Below are 17,424 nucleotides of genomic sequence, written 5' to 3'. Positions count from 1 at the left end.
TTGCTCGTTAACAATCCACAGGTTCTCCACAACTGTGGGAATCGACCTGAGATCGTCGTGCATGGCCGCTGCAGGCCGTTCGCGGGCACGTGAATGCGACCGGAGACGCGCTCCGGCGAAGGTGGCGGCTCAGCGGTAGCGGCTCGTCTGCTTGATCCGGGCGGTGAGCTCGGTGACCTGGTTGTAGATCGATCGGCGTTCCTTCATGAGCTCCGAGATCTTCTTGTTGGCGTACATCACCGTGGTGTGGTCGCGGTTGCCGAAGAGCTGGCCGATCTTGGGCAGGGAGAGGCTCGTCAGCTCACGGCAGAGGTACATCGCGATCTGGCGGGCCGTGGCGACCGCCTGCGAGCGGCTCGAGCCGTAGAGGTCGTCGACGGTCAGCTTGAAGTAGTCGGCCGTTGCCGTGATGATGTCGACGGGTGAGACGACGTTGTCGGAGTCATCCGTGATCAGGTCTTTCAGCACCGTCTGCACGAGCGGCATGTCGACCGGCGTGCGGTTCAGGCTCGCGAACGCGGTGACCCGGATCAATGTGCCCTCGAGCTCACGGATGTTGCTCGAGACCTTCGAGGCCATGTACTCGAGGATTTCGTCAGGCACCTGGAGCCGCTCGGATTGCGCCTTCTTACGGAGGATGGCGATGCGGGTCTCGAGGTCGGGCGCCTGCACGTCGGTGATCAGGCCCCATTCGAAACGGCTGCGCATGCGGTCCTCGAAGCCGGTGAGGTGCTTCGGCGGCACGTCGCTCGTGATCACGACCTGCTTGTTGTGGTCGTGCAGGGTGTTGAAGGTATGGAAGAACGCCTCCTGCGTCTCGGCCTTGCCCTGCAGGAACTGGATGTCGTCGATCAGGAGGATGTCGATGTTGCGGTAGCGCTGCTGGAAGAGCGAGCCGCGGTTGTTGGCGATCGAGTTGATGAAGTCGTTCGTGAACTCCTCGGAGGAGACGTACCGCACCCGGATGCCGGGATACAGGCTCATGGCGTAGTGGCCGATGGCGTGCAGGAGGTGCGTCTTGCCGAGGCCGGAGTCGCCGTAGATGAAGAGGGGGTTGTACGCCTTCGCCGGCGCCTCGGCGACGGCGACCGCGGCGGCGTGCGCGAAGCGGTTGGACTGGCCGATGACGAAGCTGTCGAAGCCGTACTTCGGGTTGAGGCGCGTATCGCGCGATGCCACGGGATTCGTGTTCTCGAACACCGACTGTGGAGAGGCCGGCAGCTCGACCGGGTCGAGCCCGTCGGCGAACCCCGCCTGCGGTTCGAGCGTGCGCGCCTCTTCGAGCTCGGGATTCACGACGACGTAGAAGGAGGTCACGGGCGACGGTGCCTCGACGACGCTCATCGCGGAGAGCAGCGAGACCCGCATTCGCTGGTTGAGCATGCTCGCAGTGAAGTCGTTCGGGACCTCGAGGTAGAAGGTGCCCGCCGCGATGCCCTTCGGCTCGACCAGGCTCAGGAACCCCTGGAGCATCGGAGTGATCGCTTCGTCGTCTGACAGTCGATCGAGGATCGTCGCCCACGTGTCGGATATGGGCTGTTCTGTCATCGTTCCCCGATTCAAATCCGGTGCCAGGTCTGCCGCTCATCGATCCCCCGATCGACGGAGCAAGCGGCGCGAGGCGAGAGTTCACAGTGTTATCCACCCCTGTGGGCAGATTCGGCAAGAGGCCCGAGATTCCGCGAGCGAGGCTGGGGATAACTGGTCTCAAACGCTATCCAATGAAGGCCCTTCCGACAAATGCCGATTCGGGGATTCGATGACGCCGGCGTGTCGTTCCACAGGGGACGCCGAGCTTCGGAGGATACTGTGTCGTTTGGACTGCGACGGGTCCGGACCCTGTTCGGTTTGACCCGGAGGCCGCGAGGCCGTAGTTTTAATCAGTTGACCCCAGCCCCTTGCGGGCACCCAGTTTTCCCGACGTCGCGCTGCAACCTTCAGCCGGCCGAGGAGATCCGACAGCCGGAGAAGAAGAATGAGCAAGCGCACCTTCCAGCCGAACAACCGTCGTCGCTCCAAGAAGCACGGCTTCCGCCTTCGCATGCGTACTCGCGCGGGCCGCGCCATCCTGTCGGCACGTCGCGGCAAGGGTCGCACCGAACTCTCCGCATAGTCTCTCGGTGCTCGCCAAAGCGAATCGCATCACGAGCGCCGACGACTATCGAGTCATCGTGCGCCGAGGTGCGAAGGTCGTCGGTGCCCACACCGTGAGCTATCTGCGTTCACGGGAGTCGGGTTCCGAGGCACGCTTCGGCTTCATCGTTTCGAAGAAGGTCGGTGGCGCCGTGCGCCGCAACCTGGTTCGACGTCGACTCAAGGCCGCGTGCCATGAGGCGCTCGGCGAAGGCGTCGGCGGGGTCGACGTGGTCGTGCGAGCACTGCCGTCAGCGGCGATCGCCGACTGGCCGGCGCTCCGTGCCGACGTGCTGGGTGCTGTGCTGCACCGGCGGTCGAAGGCGCCGGGCGCGGCAGACGCGTATTCACCCGACTCGCCCGCCGCGACGAAGGGCGCCTGACGTGCTCGGCTCCCTGCTGTTCATCGCGCTCATCCCCCGCAATCTCGGAGTCCTGGTCATCCGCGGCTATCGCAGCGTGATCTCTCCCCTCTATGGCGACGTCTGCCGCTATCACCCGTCGTGCTCGGCATACGGCCTCGGCTCCGTGCAGCAACGCGGGCTGCTGGTCGGCGCACTGCTCACCGCCTGGCGCATCCTTCGGTGCAACCCATGGTCGGCGGGCGGCATCGACGAGGTTCGTGCACCGAAGCACAACCGCTACCGCGTCACCCCATTCGGCTGGGTCGTTCCCGCCGGCCTTCGAGCCGCGGATGCCACCGCCGCATCATCCCCCGCAAGCTCGCACCGCGACGACGCGGTGCTCACGTTCTCCTCCCCCACCGTGTCCCGAAAGGACTGACCCGCCCCAATGGATCTCATCGGCACGCTCCTCTGGCCCATCAAGTGGGTCATCGAACTGATCCTCGTCGCCTTCCACTCGCTGTGGACGTTCGTCGGGCTCGATCCCGACTCGGGCATCACGTGGGTCCTCTCGATCGTCGGCCTCGTGATCGTGGTGCGCGCGGCGCTCATCCCGATCTTCGTTCGCCAGATCAAGAACCAGCGCCGCATGCTCGAGGTGGCGCCGCAGCTCAAGAAGATCCAGGACAAGTACAAGGGCAAGAAGGACCAGTTCTCTCGCGAGGCGATGTCTCGCGAGACGATGGAGCTCTACAAGAAGACCGGCACGAACCCACTCTCCTCGTGCCTGCCGCTGCTGTTGCAGATGCCGATCTTCTTCGGCCTGTTCTCGGTGCTCAACGACGCCTCAGTGCACGACAAGCCCGGCGTGGGCGCGCTCAGCCAGGAACTCGCCGACTCGTTCGCGCATGCGGTGTTCCTCGGAGCACCACTGAGCTCCACCTTCATCGAGGCGTGGAACAACGGCGGACAGCCGTGGCAGACCATGGTCGTCGCATCGGTCATGATCGTGCTGATGACGGCATCGCAGTTCATCACTCAGCTGCAGATCGTCTCGAAGAACATGTCGCCCGAGACCAAGGCGAGCCCGATGTTCCGTCAGCAGCGCATCCTCCTCTACCTGCTCCCGCTCGTCTTCGCGTTCTCGGGTGTCGCCTTCCCGATCGGCGTGATGTTCTACTGGCTCGTTTCGAACTTCTGGACCATGGGGCAGCAGTTCGTCGTGATCCGCAACATGCCGACTCCCGGGAGTGAGGCTGCGAAGGCCCGCGAGGCCCGCCTCGCGAAGAAGGGCAAGCTCGTCGTCGACGAGAAGCAGGACAGCGCCGTCGCTGTCGAAGAACCCAAGAAGACCCAGCGCCAGCAGCCTGTCAGCAAGGCGCGCGCGAAGAAGCAGAGCGGGAAGTAGACCATGACCGACGTGCAGCACGAACCAGAGCTCCGATCGAACGCCCAACTCGAGGAGGAGGGCGATATCGCCGCCGACTACATCGAGGAGCTGCTCGACATCACCGATCTCGATGGTGACATCGACATCGACGCCCGCAACGGTCGCGCGTATGTATCGGTGAACGCCGGCGACGGCGCAAACCTGAACCTGCTCTCCAAGCCCGAGACGGTCAGCGCGCTTCAGGAGCTCACTCGCCTCGCGGTGCAGACGAAGACGGGCGTGTTCTCCCGCCTGATCCTCGACATCGGGGGTTCGCGCGACACCCGGCGCAATGAGCTCGCGGGTCTCGTGACCCGCGCGGTCGAGCGCATCGAGGGCGGCGCCGCCGAAGCATCCCTGCCGCCGATGTCGTCGTACGAACGCAAGCTCGTGCACGACCTCGTCGCCGAACACGGCTTCCACTCGGAGTCTCGCGGCGAAGGTGCTGACCGTCACACGGTCATCACCCGCGGCTGACCCGTCACCTGAGACGATGACCGACGGACTCGAGCCCGAGCCGGCCGCCGCGGCACAGCTCTTCGGTGACCACCTCGATGCGGGGCGCGCCTTCACCGCCGCCCTCGCACGGCACGGTGAGGAGCTGGGCCTGATCGGTCCGCTCGAGCTCCCGCGCCTCTGGACGCGACACGTGCTGAACAGCGCACTCGTCGCACCACTCCTCCGTCCGGGCCGCGTGGGCGACGTCGGCTCAGGTGCCGGGTTGCCGGGACTCGTACTCGCGATCATCCGGCCGGATGTCTCGTTCACGCTGATCGAGCCGATGGAACGCCGAGTCGCATGGCTCGAGCGACAGGCGGCCGAACTCGAGCTCTCGAACGTGACGGTGGTGCGGGCCAGGGCTGAGGACTCGAAGCTCTTCGACTCGCTCGACCAGGTGACGGCACGAGCGGTGAGCGCTCTTCGCACGTTGATTCCCCTGACCGCTCCCCTGCTCCGCCCCGCTGGCGAGCTGGTGCTCATGAAGGGCGCCAGCGTCGAGCGCGAGGTCGACGCTGCGGAGAAGGTCCTCCGCAAGCATCACGTGCACGACATCGAGGTGCTCGTGCTCGGCGAGGGCATCCTGTCAGAGGTCACCAGGGTCTTCCGCGCGACCGTCGACTGAGTTCGGCACGACGCGCTCAACGTGCGCGTGATGCTGGCCGGTTGGCACCCATACGTCGCCGATGTTTCACGTGAAACATGAGGCGCTCGATGGGCTGAGAACCGCGGGTCCCAGTTCGACGGTCGCCATACTCGACCCGATGTCTCGCCATCACGTTGGTGGCATCAGTCGCATGGGGCGCCCCGCATCGGCCAGGGCCTCCCATGCCTCGGGGGCCGGGTGCGCCGGTGATACCGTGTGATCATGACTCCGCAGGAGCTCGAGAACCTCGCTCATCTGCGCCGCGCCCGGGACCTCATCGACCGTGAGTACGCGAAGCCGCTCGATGTACCGACGATGGCGCTGAAGGCATTCATGTCGCCCGCGCATTTCTCACGCCAGTTCCGAGCCGCGTACGGGGAGACGCCATACAGCTATCTGATGACCCGTCGGATCGAGCGTGCGATGGCGTTGCTTCGGGTCGGGGTGAGCGTGACCGACGCGTGCATGGCGGTGGGATGTACGTCATTGGGGTCGTTCAGTTCTCGGTTCACCGAGATCGTCGGCGAGACGCCGACCGAGTACCGCAGCCACGAGCACGACGTGGTCATGGCGATGCCTCCCTTCGTCGCCAAGATGCGCACCCGTCCGGCCCGCAACGCTTCGAGCAGAATCGGAGAAGCGACCCCCGAGGCGGCCGCGTAACGTCGAAGCATGACCATTGCACTCCAGTACACGAACATCACCGTCAACGACGTCGACGAATCCATCGCCTTCTACCGCGATGCGCTCGGCCTCGACCTGCAGAACGATGTGTCCTCCGGAGAGTTCCGCTGGGTGACCCTCGGCACCGACGCGCAGCCCGGACTGGGCATCGTGCTCTCAGTGCCCCACGCCGGTCGCTCGCAGGCCGATGGTGACGCGCTGCAGGAACTCCTCACCAAGGGGGTCCTGCCGCTGATGGTGTTCCGCTCCGACGACGTGGACGCGACCTTCGAGCGGGTGCGGGCATCGGGCGCGGAGGTGCTCCAAGAGCCCATGGACCAAGGTTGGGGCCCGCGCGACTGCGCATTCCGCGACCCGTCGGGCAACACCGTCCGCATCGCGCAGGCACCGAAGGCCTGAGCCCACCCACCGGGGTCGATGGCAGCGAGAGATCAGCTCATCTCCGTCGCTCAAGGACGCGTGCACGGGGCGGCGACGGGCGGCATGCCTTTGGTCGAGTGTCGGAAGCATGTTTCACGTGAAACAGAGGTTGGGGCGCGGCCGTAGCTGCCGCTTAGCACGCCGTCCGTGCCGTTTCACGTGAAACATGCGAAGCAAGAGTGCCCACCCACCGGACATTCAGTGTGAATGGGCGCGACATCGCGTGAACTCCACGTCGGGGACAGTGCGGGCAGTTAGGCTGGACACGCGAGTCGGGCGAGTGGAATCGTTCGCGAACACCATGGGGGCTCGCAGCGATTTGGAGTTTTGGGTATGGCACAGGGCGCGGGACGCGGATGGTTCCACCGCAAGCGCTCCCAGCCCGCCACCGAAGAGCCGATGCCGGGCACCGTGCACGTGAACAGCACCGTCGCCCCCGGCCCACCGTCGCCGACAGCGGAATCTTCGCCGACCACTCCCCCGCCAGCCGAGCCGGGGAGCGACGTCGTACGGGACCATCTCGAGTGGAGTCCCGAGCAGCGGCGCGCGACTCCTGAGCTCGACCGAGCCGACGCCAGACCTCCCGTCACGCCCCTTGCATCTCCGGCTGTCGCTCCCCCCGCGTCGGTCCCGGCGCCGGTTGACGCGGTTGCCTCACCGCACGTCCAGACCGACGCTTCGGCGTCCACCAACTCCACAGCCGCATCCGCGGAACCAACGGCGTTCTCCACGCCGCGTCCCGGCATCGATTGGGATGCGGCGACCGCGGCAGCGCTCAGCGACGAGCCGGATTCCGTCACGCCGGCAGCTTCTTCACCGTCCGCCGCCGGTACCCAGATGAGCGATCGGCTCCTCGAAGACCTGATCCGTGAGATCGTCGGCGATGCAGTCGCCGAGACCGCGTCGTCACTGCACCCGTCGCGTCCCGAGGATTCCACCGACTCCACGTCGCCCAAGACCGAGGTGGTGCCGCGCCAGGTACGCTCCGAACGGCCCGCCTCATCGGTCATCGATGCCGCGACGCCGAAGGGTCGGCCGGCGAGCGTCGCAGACGCTGCCGCAGATGTCGACGTGGATGGATCGGTTCAGGCCCCACTCTCGGAGAACCCCGACCCGGCATCCGCTGATCAAGTGCCGCCCGACGCCGTGGCGCCTCAGGAATCACCAGCCCCCGATCGCGTGGCGACGACACCAACACGCCAGAACGATGACGTCGCAGCTGACACAGTGCGGGAAGATATCGATGTTTCACGTGAAACATCGCACGACTACGGAGGAACTCCCCTGGCCTACGAACTTGCCGACGAGACGCGCCGACGGGTCGCGCTCGATGAGGCTGTGCTGCCGCTCCCGGCGGCGACGCGAATCCTCACCATCTCGAATCAGAAGGGTGGCGTGGGGAAGACGACGACAGCGGTGAACCTCGCCGCTGCCCTCGCGCGCGCGGGCGCTCGCGTGCTCGTTGTCGACCTCGACCCGCAGGGCAACGCCTCGACCGCCCTCGGGGTCGATCATCGTTCCGAGCAGCGGAGCGTGTACGAGGTGCTGGTCGCCGACCTCCCACTCGGCGAGGTGGTCCGACCGTCCACCGAGCACGAGAACCTCGACTGCGTGCCCGCGACCATCCACCTTGCCGGAGCCGAGATCGAACTCGTCTCGCTCGTCGCACGCGAGCAGCGCCTCCGCCGGGCCCTCGACACGCATCTCGCATCGATGGAGCGTCCGTACGACTACGTGTTCATCGACTGCCCACCGTCACTCGGCCTCCTCACCATCAATGCGTTCGTCGCAGCGCGCGAGGTCTTGATCCCGATCCAGTGCGAGTATTACGCCCTCGAGGGCCTCTCGCAGCTGCTGAGCAACATCGAGCTCATCGAGAAGCACCTGAACGCCGACCTGCGGTTGTCCACGATCCTGCTGACGATGTACGACTCGCGCACCAACCTCGCCCAACAGGTCGCCCAAGAGGTTCGCGACCATTTCCCGGTTCAGACGCTCGAAACGATCATCCCGAGATCGGTGCGCGTTTCCGAGGCGCCGAGCTACGGGCAGAGCGTCATCAGCTACGACTTCGCATCGAGCGGGTCGTTGTCGTATCGAGAGGCCGCCGCCGAGATTGCGCGACGCGGCGCCCCCAAGCCCGAGGAGTCCCACTGATGGCAACGAAGCGAACCGGACTCGGCCGCGGAATCGGCGCGTTGATCCCGGGCGGCGACGACAACTCCCGGGCGGCTCGCCCGGTCGACGTCTTCTTCCCAGACAGCGAGGCACCGCCCGCCACGGCGATGGCCGCGGTCGAACTGGCCGCAGCCGGTGAGGGACTCATCACCGTGCCCGGAGCTCACCTGGCTCGCCTCGATCCGAATGACATCTTGCCGAACGCGCAGCAGCCGCGAAGCAACTTCGATCCTGAGGATCTGGCCGAGCTCGTCCACAGCGTGCGCGAGTTCGGTGTCTTGCAGCCGATCGTCGTGCGTCCACACCCCGACCTGATCGGCAAGTACGAACTCGTCATGGGCGAGCGCCGTCTTCGCGCGACGAAGTTGGCTGGCCTCGACTCGATTCCGGCGGTTGTCAAGGACACCGCGAACGAGGACATGCTCCGTGATGCGCTCCTCGAGAACCTGCATCGATCCCAGCTCAACCCCCTGGAGGAGGCGTCGGCCTACCAGCAGCTGCTGGCCGATTTCGGAATCACGCAGGAGGAACTCGCCTCCCGCATCGGCCGGTCGCGACCGCAGATCTCGAACACGCTCCGGCTGCTGAAGCTGCCGGAGCCGGTACAGCTCCGCGTGGCGTCCGGCGTCCTGAGCGCGGGACATGCACGCGCCATCCTCTCGCTCGGCGAGGCAGATGAGATGCAGCGCTTTGCAGACAAGATCGTGAACGAAGAGCTCTCAGTTCGAGCCGCTGAAGCCATCGCGACGAAGGAGCCCAAGCCGTCGCGAGTGAAGCCTTCCGCGGGCAAGCGACAGGACTTCCTCGACGACCTCGCGACCCGCCTCGGCGACCGCCTGAACACGCGCGTGAAGATTGCGCTCGGGTCTCGAAAAGGCCAGATCAGCATCGATTTCGCGACGGTTCAGGACCTGCGCAGGATTCTCACGGATCTCGGCGAGGAACTCGAAGGCGTCTGACGGCTCACACGCTCAGGATGGCTCCTGTGCAACTGAAAACACCCTGTTCGCAGGTCAGTCGCGGCGGGCGAACGCTGCCCGGGCGAGAGCGCTGTAGACCGTTGCGGCATCTGTCCCCGACGCTTCGATCGCGAGCGGCACGAGCGAGGTCTCGGTGAGTCCCGGGAGCACGTTGGCCTCGAGGAACCACGGCCGCCCGCTGCCGTCGACGATGAAGTCGACGCGGGAGAGATCACGAAGGCCGAGCGTACGATGCGCGAGCACTGCCGCGTCGGATGCCGCAGCAATCGCGGACGCATCGAGGCGAGAGGGCGCGTAGAACGTCGTCTCGCCCGCGTTGTAGCGCGCCTCGAAACCGTAGACGCCCGTTGTGGGCTCGATCTCGACGGGCGGGAGCGCAACCGGGCCATCGCCGGTGTCGATGACGGCGACCGTGATCTCCGTGCCGAGGACGCGGCGCTCGACGACCGCCACGTCGTCATACGTGAAGGCCTCGACCATCGCCCTCGCCAGGTCGTTCGTGTCTTGGACGATGGTGACGCCCTGCGCCGATCCGCCCGATGCCGGCTTGACCACGAGATCGCCCTCGAGAGAGGCGCGCACGACCCGAAGCACGCTCGACGCGCCGAGTTCACGGAACGCCTCGTGCGACAACACGATCGACTCGGGTACTGCAATTCCGGCCGAGGCGAGCAGGGAACTCGCGACCGGCTTCGACCACGCGCGGCGCGCCGCCGCACCCGACGAGCCGACCGTCGCCACACCCAACGCCGCGAGCAGCTCGAGGAGCGACCCGTCTTCGCCGCTCGAGCCGTGCAGGGCAGGGAACACCACGTCTGGCCGTTCCTCCGCGAGGAACGGCAGCAGTGCGGCATCCGGATCGCGCAGGACCACCCGATGACCTGCGGAGGTGAGTGCGTCGGCGACTCGCCGGCCGGAACGGAGCGAGACATCGCGCTCATGCGAGATTCCGCCCGCGAGAACGACGACGTACAAGGCGCTGGAATCACTCATGATCAGGTGTCTCTCCACTACTTGAGATCGGAGGGCGGGGCGGAGTCGTAGCCGACACTCGGCGGCAATTGGAGGGTGCCGGTTCCAGCGAACGTGTCGAGCAGATCGAGTTCGCCGTTCACGACGGTCGCCAGGCGGCGGATGCCGAGGCGGATGGCTTCTGGCGTCGGATAGCAGAACGACAGCCGCATCGCGTGGCGCCCCCTGCCGTCGGCGAAGAACGCGGTGCCGGGCGTGTACGCGACGAGTTCCTTGACTGCACGAGGCAGCATCTGCTTGGAGTCGAGCACGTCGGGCATCGTGACCCAGACATAGAATCCACCGTTCGGGTTCGTCCACGACAACTGCGGCAGGTGCTCCCCCAGTGCCTCGATCATCGCGTCCTTGCGCTCACGGTAGACGCCGCGGAAGGTGTCGATCTGGGCGCGCCAATCGGTGCTCGAGAGATACTCGGACACGACGAGCTGACTGAATGAGCTCGGCGAGAGGATCGCCGACTCGGCAGCGAGGATGAGCTTCTCGCGGATGGCGTGCGGCGCGAGTGCCCAGCCGACCCTGAATCCGGGTGCGAGCGTTTTCGAGAACGAGCCGAGGTAGATGACGCCGTCGGGATCGAGGGCACGCAACGCGTTCGGCGCCGGCTCGTCGAAATGCAGGAGACCGTACGGGTTGTCTTCGAGCACGAGGATCTCGTTCGTGCGACAGATCTCGAGGATCTCGGGTCGTCGTTCGGCCGAGAGCGTCACGCCGGCGGGGTTGTGGAAGTTCGGGACCGTGTACAGGAACTTGATGCGCCGACCCTGACCGCGGAGGTGGGCGATCGTCTGGCGGAGCGCCTCAGGGATGAGCCCGTCGGCGTCCATCGCGACGTGCACGACGTTCGCCTGGTACGACCGGAAGACACCGAGCGCGCCGACGTAGCTGGGCGACTCGGCGAGGATGACGTCGCCCGGATCGATGAAGAGCTTCGCGACGAGGTCGAGCGCCTGTTGCGATCCGGTCGCCGTGACGACGTTGTCGACCGACGCGCGGATTCCCTCGAGCGACATCACCTCGAGGATGTGCTCACGAAGCGCGGGAATGCCCTGACCAGAGCCATATTGCAGCGCAACCGGACCCTGCTCCCGCATGACCTTCTGCATCGACGAGACGATGAGCTCTTGCGGCAGCGCCGACACGAACGGCATGCCGCCGGCGAGCGACACTACCTCGGGACGTGAGGCGACGGCGAAGAGGGCTCGGACTTCGGAGGCGGCGAGCCCGGCGGCTCGCTCGGCGTAATTCGCGTACCAGGGGTCGAGATTGTTGCCGGTCCGCTGGGGGAGGCCGTCAGAAGTCACTGCCATTCCGTTCTGCTCAGGATTTCCATGTTAGTTGCTGGGTTCTGGGCGGCCCGTTCCATGACGGCTGCCGGCGGCACCTGTCATACGGCCGGGGTACGCGAAAGACCCGCCCGGCTTGCGCCGGACGGGTCTTTGGAAGTGCGAGACCGGCCGACTACGCGATGTAGGCGGCGAGGTCGGCTTCGAGCGCGGGCTTCGGCTTCGCGCCGATGACGGTCTTCACGACCTCGCCCGCCTGGAACACCTTGAACGCAGGGATCGCGGTGATCTGGTACTTCATCGCGAGGTTCGGGTGCTCGTCGACGTTGAGCTTGACGATGTCGAGCTTCTCTGAGTGCTCGGTCGCGATCTGGTCGAGGATCGGGCTCACAGCGCGACACGGGCCGCACCATTCGGCCCAGAAGTCCACGACCACGGTCTTCTCGTTCTTGAGGACCTCCTGCTCGAAGGTGGCCTCGGTCACGGCACGTGCAGTCATTGCGTTTCTCCTTTTGGGTGGACGTCGGATGTCGCGGTCGTCAGTTGACGACGGCGAATTCGTTCTCGATCACGGCCTCGGCGGCGTTCTCGTTGCCGAGGGCGGCGAGGTAGTGCTCTGCGTCGAGTGCTGCGGCAGCGCCGGAACCGGCGGCGGTGATGGCCTGCCGGTAGAACGGGTCGACCACGTCGCCGGCGGCGAAGACACCGGCGATGGAGGTTTTCGAGCTGCGCCCCTCGACGGCGATCGTGCCCGCGGGTGTGAGGTCGAGCTTGCCGTGCACCAGGTGGGTGCGCGGATCGTTGCCGACCGCGACGAAGAGCCCGTCGAGGTCGAGGCCGCGCTCATCTCCGGTCACGGTGTCGCGGAGGGTGACGCCGGTGACGGCCGTGGCGCCGTGGATCGCGGCGATCTCGGCGTTCCAGATGAACTCGATCTTCTCGTTGTCGAACGCGCGCTGCTGCATGATCTTCGACGCCTTGAGGGAGTCGCGACGGTGGATCACGTAGACCTTGTCGGCGAAGCGCGTGAGGAACGTCGCCTCTTCCATGGCCGAGTCGCCGCCGCCCACGACGGCGATGGTCTTCTGGCGGAAGAAGAACCCGTCGCAGGTCGCGCACCACGACAGGCCGTGGCCGGACAGAACCTCTTCTTCGGCGAGGCCGAGCTTGCGGTATGCGGAGCCGGTCGCGTAGATCAGCGTGGACGCCTCGTGGAGGTCGCCGTTGCCCAGCTTGACGCGCTTGACCGGCCCGTCGAGCTCGAGCTCGACGACGTCGTCGTAGACGACTTCGGTGCCGAAGCGCTCAGCCTGCTCCTGGAACTTGGTCATCAGGTCGGGGCCCATGATGCCCTCGGGGAAACCCGGGTAGTTCTCGACCTCGGTCGTGTTCATCAGCTCGCCGCCGATCTCGACCGAGCTGGCGATCAGTAGAGGATTCAGTTGTGCGCGCGCGGCGTAGATGGCGGCGGTGAACCCGGCCGGGCCTGAGCCGATGATGATGATGTCGCGCACGACTGCTCCTCCGATAGCTGCTTGCCATGCGGCATCCGCTGGGAAACGGACTCCGCAACATGGTGAACACAGTCTAGGCGGGGACTATTCCGCGGCAGCGAGCGCGCGCGGGGGTTGACGGACGCGCGCGGACCGCGGCCAGAGGGCATCCGCCCATCGCGCTCAGCGACGGCGGATGCGCGCGAAGATCGGGGTGGCGAAGCCGCGCAGCTCGGGCGAACGGAGCAGCCAGAGGATACCGAAGTACAGAATCGCCATGACTGCACCGATGATCACCATCGAGACGATCGCCCCGAAGACGCTCGAGAGGGCGAATCCTTGCGGATCGGTGCCACCGAGCAGGGCCAGCAGTGCGATGCCCGCGATCAACGGAAGCACGAGGGCGATGCCAGACCGAGCGAAGGTGACGGTGATACGGCGGCCGTCGAGCGGACCGATGCGACGCCGGAGCAGCACCACGGCGAGGATGAGCTGGACGGTGCCGGCGATCGTCGTGACGAGGGCGATGCCGAACGCGACCCAAGAGCTCGGCAGGGCGATGCACGCGAGAGCGCCGGCGATGAACAGCACTACCTGAATGAGTGTGAAGAAGAACGGCGTCTTCGTGTCGCCGAGCGAGTAATAGGTGCGCTGCACGACGAAGAGGATGCTGAAGCCGACCAGCCCGACCACATACGCGATGATGACGTTGCCGAGCGACCAGATGAGCGGCTCGACCGTCGTGAAGACTCGGGCGAAGAGATACGCGCATACGATGAGCACCGCAGCGGCGATGACGATGATCACGCCGACGCCGCGAATGGCGCTGGAGAGATCGGCGCGCACCCGGTCGATGGCACCGATCGCAGCGTGCTCGCTCATGCGGGTGAAGTAGGCAGTGGCGATCGAGACGGTGATGACCGAGTGCGGGAGCATGAAGATCAGCCACGCGGTCTGGAGCGCGTAGACAGAGGCCTCATCGGCGACCGAAGCGGAGACGCCGACGACGGAGGTCTCGACGAAGCCCGCGCCGGTCGTGAGCAGCAGCATTCCGAACGTCCATCCGGCGACCCCGGCGGTCGACCGAAGCCCGACCCCGCGCCAGATGAAGTCGGGACGATACCGAAGACCCGCACGGCGCCAGAACCAGAAGAGGATCAGCGCCTGGATGGCGACGCCGAGCGTCGCGCTGCCGGCGAGGAGCGCGATCATCCCGCTGCTCCACTCCCCCGCCGAACGGAGGCCGTCGGGATCAGAGCCGAAGACCACGGCGAACACCGCGAGCCCAGCGAGCGCCACGATGTTGTTCAGCACCGGCACCCAGGTGAACGGTCCGAACACGCGTCTGGCGTTCAACACCTCGCCGAGGAGGGAGTACATGCCGTAGAAGAAGATCTGCGGGAGACACCAGTAGCCGAACGCGACGGCCAGGGAGAACACCCCATCGCTCATGCGTGAACCGATGAGGAGCGTCAGCAACGGTGTAAACGCGGTCGCGAGCACCGCCGCACCGGCGAGGATGGTGAACCCGAGCGTGATGACCTTGTTGATGTAAGCGGACCCGCCGTCGGAGTGGGCCGCCGAGCGTACGATCAACGGCACGAGGACGGCACTCAGCACGCCCCCGGCGACCACGACGTAGATCGTGTTGGGCAATTGATTCGCCGCAGCGAATGCGTTCGCGCCGGCACCACTCGCGCCGATGACCGCAGCGAGCAACGCAGTCTTGACGAAGCCGAGCAGGCGCGAGACGATCGTGCCCGAGGCGAGGAAGACGCTGGCGCGGCCGATGCGGTCGTCAGTCATTGCGCGGATCTTCGCGTTCGTCGGCACCCGAGGGCTCAAGTGCGACACCGGCCGTGTGCTCGGCGTCAGAGCCGGCCTCGGTGTCGGAGGCGTCGGCTGCCGCGGCATCCGCTGCGCGCTGTTGCCGACGGCGACGGATGTTGCGCCAGACGCCGATGCCGAACACGAGCACGACGACGATGCCGAGAATCGCGGCGCCGAGGCCCTCCCAGTCGGCCTGAACGTTCACGCTCTGGTCGACCGCGCTGCCGATCGGGACCCCTTCGGGGGAGCTGAGCGAGACGGTGAGCACGACTTCGCCGTTGCCGACGCCGGCGGCGACCGGCACCACGACGTTGCTCCGCGACTCGGCTTCGATGGTCTGGGTCACCTGGTCGTCGACGATCAACCGGCCGTTCGACGGGTCGACGTCGACGACGACGGTGACCGGGTACGGCAGGGTGTTGAGCAGCGTGGTCGGCACGCCGGTCTGGCTCGAGACCACGGTGATGGGGCTGCCCGGTACGATGGAAACCGCTCCGAGCGTCGACCGTTGGGCGGCGAGCCAGTCGCCGATCTCACTGTTCCAGGCATCGGGTTCGGCGAGCCACGCGACATCGAGGAGCGCGAGCAGGTCGCGACGATTCGGACCGGTGAGCAGCCTCGGATCTTCGAGCACGGTCGCGAAGGCGGCGACTTGGGCCTCGGCCCCGACCGAGCGCTGGACACTCGCGCGGCGCGTGTCGGCTTCGGGCAGGTCGACGAGCGTGCGAGTGGTGGGCGGTGCGCCGATCGCGGCCGAGAGGAGCGTCGGCTGAGCCCATGCGCTCGACGCGAGCTCGTCGATCGTGGCCGCTACACGGCCGGCCTGGACCTGATCGCCTCGTGCGAACGTGGCGAGCACCGTAGCGGGAGTCGTCTCGCCGCCGGACGACGCAACCAGCGCGAGCTCGGCCTCGAGCCGACCCGCTGCCGAGCGCCAACTCGTATCGGTGAGTGCCTCGGATGCCTCGCGCAACGGCGCGGTGATGCGCGCGTCGGCGACGACCGCGGTCGTGCCGTCGATGGTCGCAGCGGCGTTCGAGCGGTCGGCGGTGGGCTCGACGTTGCCCGGGGCGAGGATAGACGTCGTGAGCCCGTTCGCCGCGAGGAATGCGAGGTTGCCCGCGGCGACCGTGTCGTCGGCCGGCCAGGCGATGTCGGTGCGGGTGTACGGCCACGCGAGGAGCGCCTCGGTCGTGGGGAGCTCCCCTGCCGGAGGCGTCGGCGTCGCAGTCGCCGCCGGCGTGGCGAAGGGTGCCTGGTCGTCATCGACCTGGCCCTCTTCGCCGGACTGCGCGAAGTCGGCCGGGTCGAGCACATCGTCGAACGAGGTCGGCGTGAGCAGCGCGGGTAGCGCGACCTGGGCCTGCACCGCCACATCGGCGTCTGCATACGCGAGCGGGAATATCTCGTTCGACACCGCGCGCAACTGATCGAGCCAAGTGATCGCACTCGGCGGAGCTGACAACCCGAGCACCCTGATCGATGCGATGATGCGCGGGTCGACGGCGATCGCCACCGAGCGTCCCGAAACCGCCTCGAGCTGCCGGGTGAGCAGGCCGACGGGGCTGGTCCACGCCGCGAGCTGCTCGGCGTCGAAGAGCCCGCCGCCGCCATTGGGAACGGTCAGCGGGTAGGCGAGGGCGAGGCTGAGGGGCTGTTCGCCGGTCGCCGCCGTCGCCGCGAAGACATCGGCGGCCGTGGCGACGACCGTCGTGCCCACGAGCAGCTCGGCTGCCAGCCCGACGAGAGGCGAACCGCCCAGATCGTCGAGCGCCGTGGCGGGGAGGGCGAACGAGACGATGCCGACCGAGCCGGGTGTGAGCGCCCGCGACTCGGATTCGGCGAGGTCGACGCTCGCGGGGGGCGACTCCACGGCCGAGTCGTCACCGGCGTCGCCGACCCACTCATCGACCTCGGCAGTGTCGTCGATCGGGTCGGCCGACCGACTGAGTCGGACCGTGCCCGCCGCGAGCGCCTCGGCGGTCGCATTCACGATCTCGACCTCGAGGAAGAGCGGCGCTCCGATCGTGACCGTGGTGGACGCGGTCGGCGCGATGCGAAGGATGAGGCCGCTCTCAGCGGACCCCGCGGCCTGCCTGCCCGCCTCGCGGGAGGCAGGCTCGCGGGCGCTCATGCCGTCGACGGCGGCGATGCCGTCGCGGGCGGACACCGCGTCGAGCGGGTCGGCGCCCGCGGATGCGGCGACCGACGGGACGACGATCGTCGCCATACCGGCGGCGACGAGTGCGGCGATCACGCCACGACGCCGCCGTGATGGCTGCGAGCGGTGCGGGGCATCCGCCGATTCGAACCGTCTGCGGCGTCGGCGCGCAGGGTTCGACTCGGCCACCATGCAGGCGATTCTACGGTGTGGGCCCCGGGCGTCCGCTCGGCGTCCACAGGCAGGGGCTCCCTGCGGCCGGACCGCGGCAGGCTCGCCCGCACGGGGCCGCCGAGCCCGCCCGCTTAACATA

At 66.9% G+C, this 17,424-nt stretch carries 17 protein-coding genes; 10 read left to right on the top strand and 7 right to left on the bottom strand.

Annotated elements, in window-relative coordinates:
* Window positions 1–129: 129 nt before the first annotated feature.
* Window positions 130–1,548, bottom strand: a complete 1,419-nt coding sequence (gene dnaA / locus QFZ26_RS08245; protein WP_307041043.1) for a chromosomal replication initiator protein DnaA — start codon at window positions 1,546–1,548, stop codon at window positions 130–132.
* A 427-nt stretch (window positions 1,549–1,975) separates the two neighbouring features.
* Here dnaA and rpmH point away from each other — a divergent pair, with 427 nt between their 5' ends.
* The 10 genes from rpmH (at window position 1,976) to QFZ26_RS08195 (ending at window position 9,291) form a co-directional block, all read left to right on the top strand.
* Window positions 1,976–2,113, top strand: a complete 138-nt coding sequence (gene rpmH, locus QFZ26_RS08240; protein ID WP_075972541.1) for a 50S ribosomal protein L34 — start codon at window positions 1,976–1,978, stop codon at window positions 2,111–2,113.
* A gap of 7 nt (window positions 2,114–2,120) precedes the next feature.
* A complete protein-coding gene (gene rnpA / locus QFZ26_RS08235; protein WP_307041031.1) occupies window positions 2,121–2,516 on the top strand; it encodes a ribonuclease P protein component in 396 nt (131 codons plus the stop codon).
* Window position 2,517: 1 nt separating this feature from the next.
* Window positions 2,518–2,916: a membrane protein insertion efficiency factor YidD gene (yidD, locus tag QFZ26_RS08230; protein WP_307041029.1), complete on the top strand. Its 399-nt coding sequence runs from the start codon at window positions 2,518–2,520 to the stop codon at window positions 2,914–2,916.
* 9 nt (window positions 2,917–2,925) lie between these two features.
* Window positions 2,926–3,885 (top strand): membrane protein insertase YidC, encoded by a 960-nt coding sequence (yidC, locus tag QFZ26_RS08225; protein ID WP_307041027.1) that lies wholly within the window; start codon window positions 2,926–2,928, stop codon window positions 3,883–3,885.
* 3 nt (window positions 3,886–3,888) lie between these two features.
* The gene (locus QFZ26_RS08220) at window positions 3,889–4,383 is read left to right on the top strand and encodes a Jag family protein (protein WP_307041025.1); all 495 of its coding nucleotides are present in this window, start codon (window positions 3,889–3,891) and stop codon (window positions 4,381–4,383) included.
* A 16-nt stretch (window positions 4,384–4,399) separates the two neighbouring features.
* On the top strand, window positions 4,400–5,029 hold the full coding sequence (rsmG, locus tag QFZ26_RS08215; RefSeq protein ID WP_307041023.1) for a 16S rRNA (guanine(527)-N(7))-methyltransferase RsmG: 630 nt from the start codon (window positions 4,400–4,402) through the stop codon (window positions 5,027–5,029).
* A gap of 243 nt (window positions 5,030–5,272) precedes the next feature.
* The gene (locus QFZ26_RS08210; RefSeq protein WP_307041021.1) at window positions 5,273–5,713 is read left to right on the top strand and encodes a helix-turn-helix transcriptional regulator; all 441 of its coding nucleotides are present in this window, start codon (window positions 5,273–5,275) and stop codon (window positions 5,711–5,713) included.
* A gap of 9 nt (window positions 5,714–5,722) precedes the next feature.
* Window positions 5,723–6,133, top strand: coding sequence for a VOC family protein (locus QFZ26_RS08205; protein WP_307041019.1), 411 nt, complete (start codon window positions 5,723–5,725; stop codon window positions 6,131–6,133).
* Between the two features lie 1,260 nt (window positions 6,134–7,393).
* Window positions 7,394–8,311: a ParA family protein gene (locus tag QFZ26_RS08200; RefSeq protein WP_307044997.1), complete on the top strand. Its 918-nt coding sequence runs from the start codon at window positions 7,394–7,396 to the stop codon at window positions 8,309–8,311.
* Complete coding sequence (locus QFZ26_RS08195; protein ID WP_307041017.1) at window positions 8,311–9,291, top strand: ParB/RepB/Spo0J family partition protein; 981 nt, start codon at window positions 8,311–8,313, stop codon at window positions 9,289–9,291. The genes QFZ26_RS08200 and QFZ26_RS08195 overlap by 1 nt, the downstream gene beginning before the upstream one ends.
* A gap of 54 nt (window positions 9,292–9,345) precedes the next feature.
* Here the strand turns inward: QFZ26_RS08195 and QFZ26_RS08190 are convergent, their stop codons facing one another.
* The 6 genes from QFZ26_RS08190 to QFZ26_RS08165 form a co-directional block, all read right to left on the bottom strand.
* Window positions 9,346–10,305 (bottom strand): D-alanine--D-alanine ligase family protein, encoded by a 960-nt coding sequence (locus tag QFZ26_RS08190; RefSeq protein WP_307041015.1) that lies wholly within the window; start codon window positions 10,303–10,305, stop codon window positions 9,346–9,348.
* Between the two features lie 17 nt (window positions 10,306–10,322).
* Complete coding sequence (locus tag QFZ26_RS08185; protein WP_307041013.1) at window positions 10,323–11,651, bottom strand: aminotransferase-like domain-containing protein; 1,329 nt, start codon at window positions 11,649–11,651, stop codon at window positions 10,323–10,325.
* A gap of 151 nt (window positions 11,652–11,802) precedes the next feature.
* On the bottom strand, window positions 11,803–12,126 hold the full coding sequence (gene trxA, locus QFZ26_RS08180) for a thioredoxin (RefSeq protein ID WP_307041012.1): 324 nt from the start codon (window positions 12,124–12,126) through the stop codon (window positions 11,803–11,805).
* 40 nt (window positions 12,127–12,166) lie between these two features.
* A complete protein-coding gene (trxB, locus tag QFZ26_RS08175; protein ID WP_307041010.1) occupies window positions 12,167–13,141 on the bottom strand; it encodes a thioredoxin-disulfide reductase in 975 nt (324 codons plus the stop codon).
* Between the two features lie 162 nt (window positions 13,142–13,303).
* A complete protein-coding gene (murJ, locus tag QFZ26_RS08170; RefSeq protein WP_307041007.1) occupies window positions 13,304–14,926 on the bottom strand; it encodes a murein biosynthesis integral membrane protein MurJ in 1,623 nt (540 codons plus the stop codon).
* On the bottom strand, window positions 14,919–17,303 hold the full coding sequence (locus tag QFZ26_RS08165) for a DUF6049 family protein (protein ID WP_307041005.1): 2,385 nt from the start codon (window positions 17,301–17,303) through the stop codon (window positions 14,919–14,921). Before QFZ26_RS08165 ends, murJ begins: the two co-directional genes overlap by 8 nt.
* Window positions 17,304–17,424: the final 121 nt, after the last annotated feature.

It is taken from the genome of Agromyces ramosus, from assembly GCF_030817175.1.
Taxonomy (GTDB): Bacteria; Actinomycetota; Actinomycetes; order Actinomycetales; family Microbacteriaceae; genus Agromyces; species Agromyces ramosus_A.
This window is presented reverse-complemented; position numbering and strand designations above follow the sequence as displayed.

Coding starts and splice junctions, on each gene's coding strand:
- dnaA (WP_307041043.1), bottom strand. CDS start 1,548: ATGACAGAACAGCCCATATCCGACACGTGGGCGACGATCCTCGATCGA.
- rpmH (WP_075972541.1), top strand. CDS start 1,976: ATGAGCAAGCGCACCTTCCAGCCGAACAACCGTCGTCGCTCCAAGAAG.
- yidC (WP_307041027.1), top strand. CDS start 2,926: ATGGATCTCATCGGCACGCTCCTCTGGCCCATCAAGTGGGTCATCGAA.
- QFZ26_RS08220 (WP_307041025.1), top strand. CDS start 3,889: ATGACCGACGTGCAGCACGAACCAGAGCTCCGATCGAACGCCCAACTC.
- rsmG (WP_307041023.1), top strand. CDS start 4,400: ATGACCGACGGACTCGAGCCCGAGCCGGCCGCCGCGGCACAGCTCTTC.
- QFZ26_RS08210 (WP_307041021.1), top strand. CDS start 5,273: ATGACTCCGCAGGAGCTCGAGAACCTCGCTCATCTGCGCCGCGCCCGG.
- QFZ26_RS08205 (WP_307041019.1), top strand. CDS start 5,723: ATGACCATTGCACTCCAGTACACGAACATCACCGTCAACGACGTCGAC.
- QFZ26_RS08195 (WP_307041017.1), top strand. CDS start 8,311: ATGGCAACGAAGCGAACCGGACTCGGCCGCGGAATCGGCGCGTTGATC.
- QFZ26_RS08190 (WP_307041015.1), bottom strand. CDS start 10,305: ATGAGTGATTCCAGCGCCTTGTACGTCGTCGTTCTCGCGGGCGGAATC.
- QFZ26_RS08185 (WP_307041013.1), bottom strand. CDS start 11,651: ATGGCAGTGACTTCTGACGGCCTCCCCCAGCGGACCGGCAACAATCTC.
- trxA (WP_307041012.1), bottom strand. CDS start 12,126: ATGACTGCACGTGCCGTGACCGAGGCCACCTTCGAGCAGGAGGTCCTC.
- murJ (WP_307041007.1), bottom strand. CDS start 14,926: ATGACTGACGACCGCATCGGCCGCGCCAGCGTCTTCCTCGCCTCGGGC.
- QFZ26_RS08165 (WP_307041005.1), bottom strand. CDS start 17,303: ATGGTGGCCGAGTCGAACCCTGCGCGCCGACGCCGCAGACGGTTCGAA.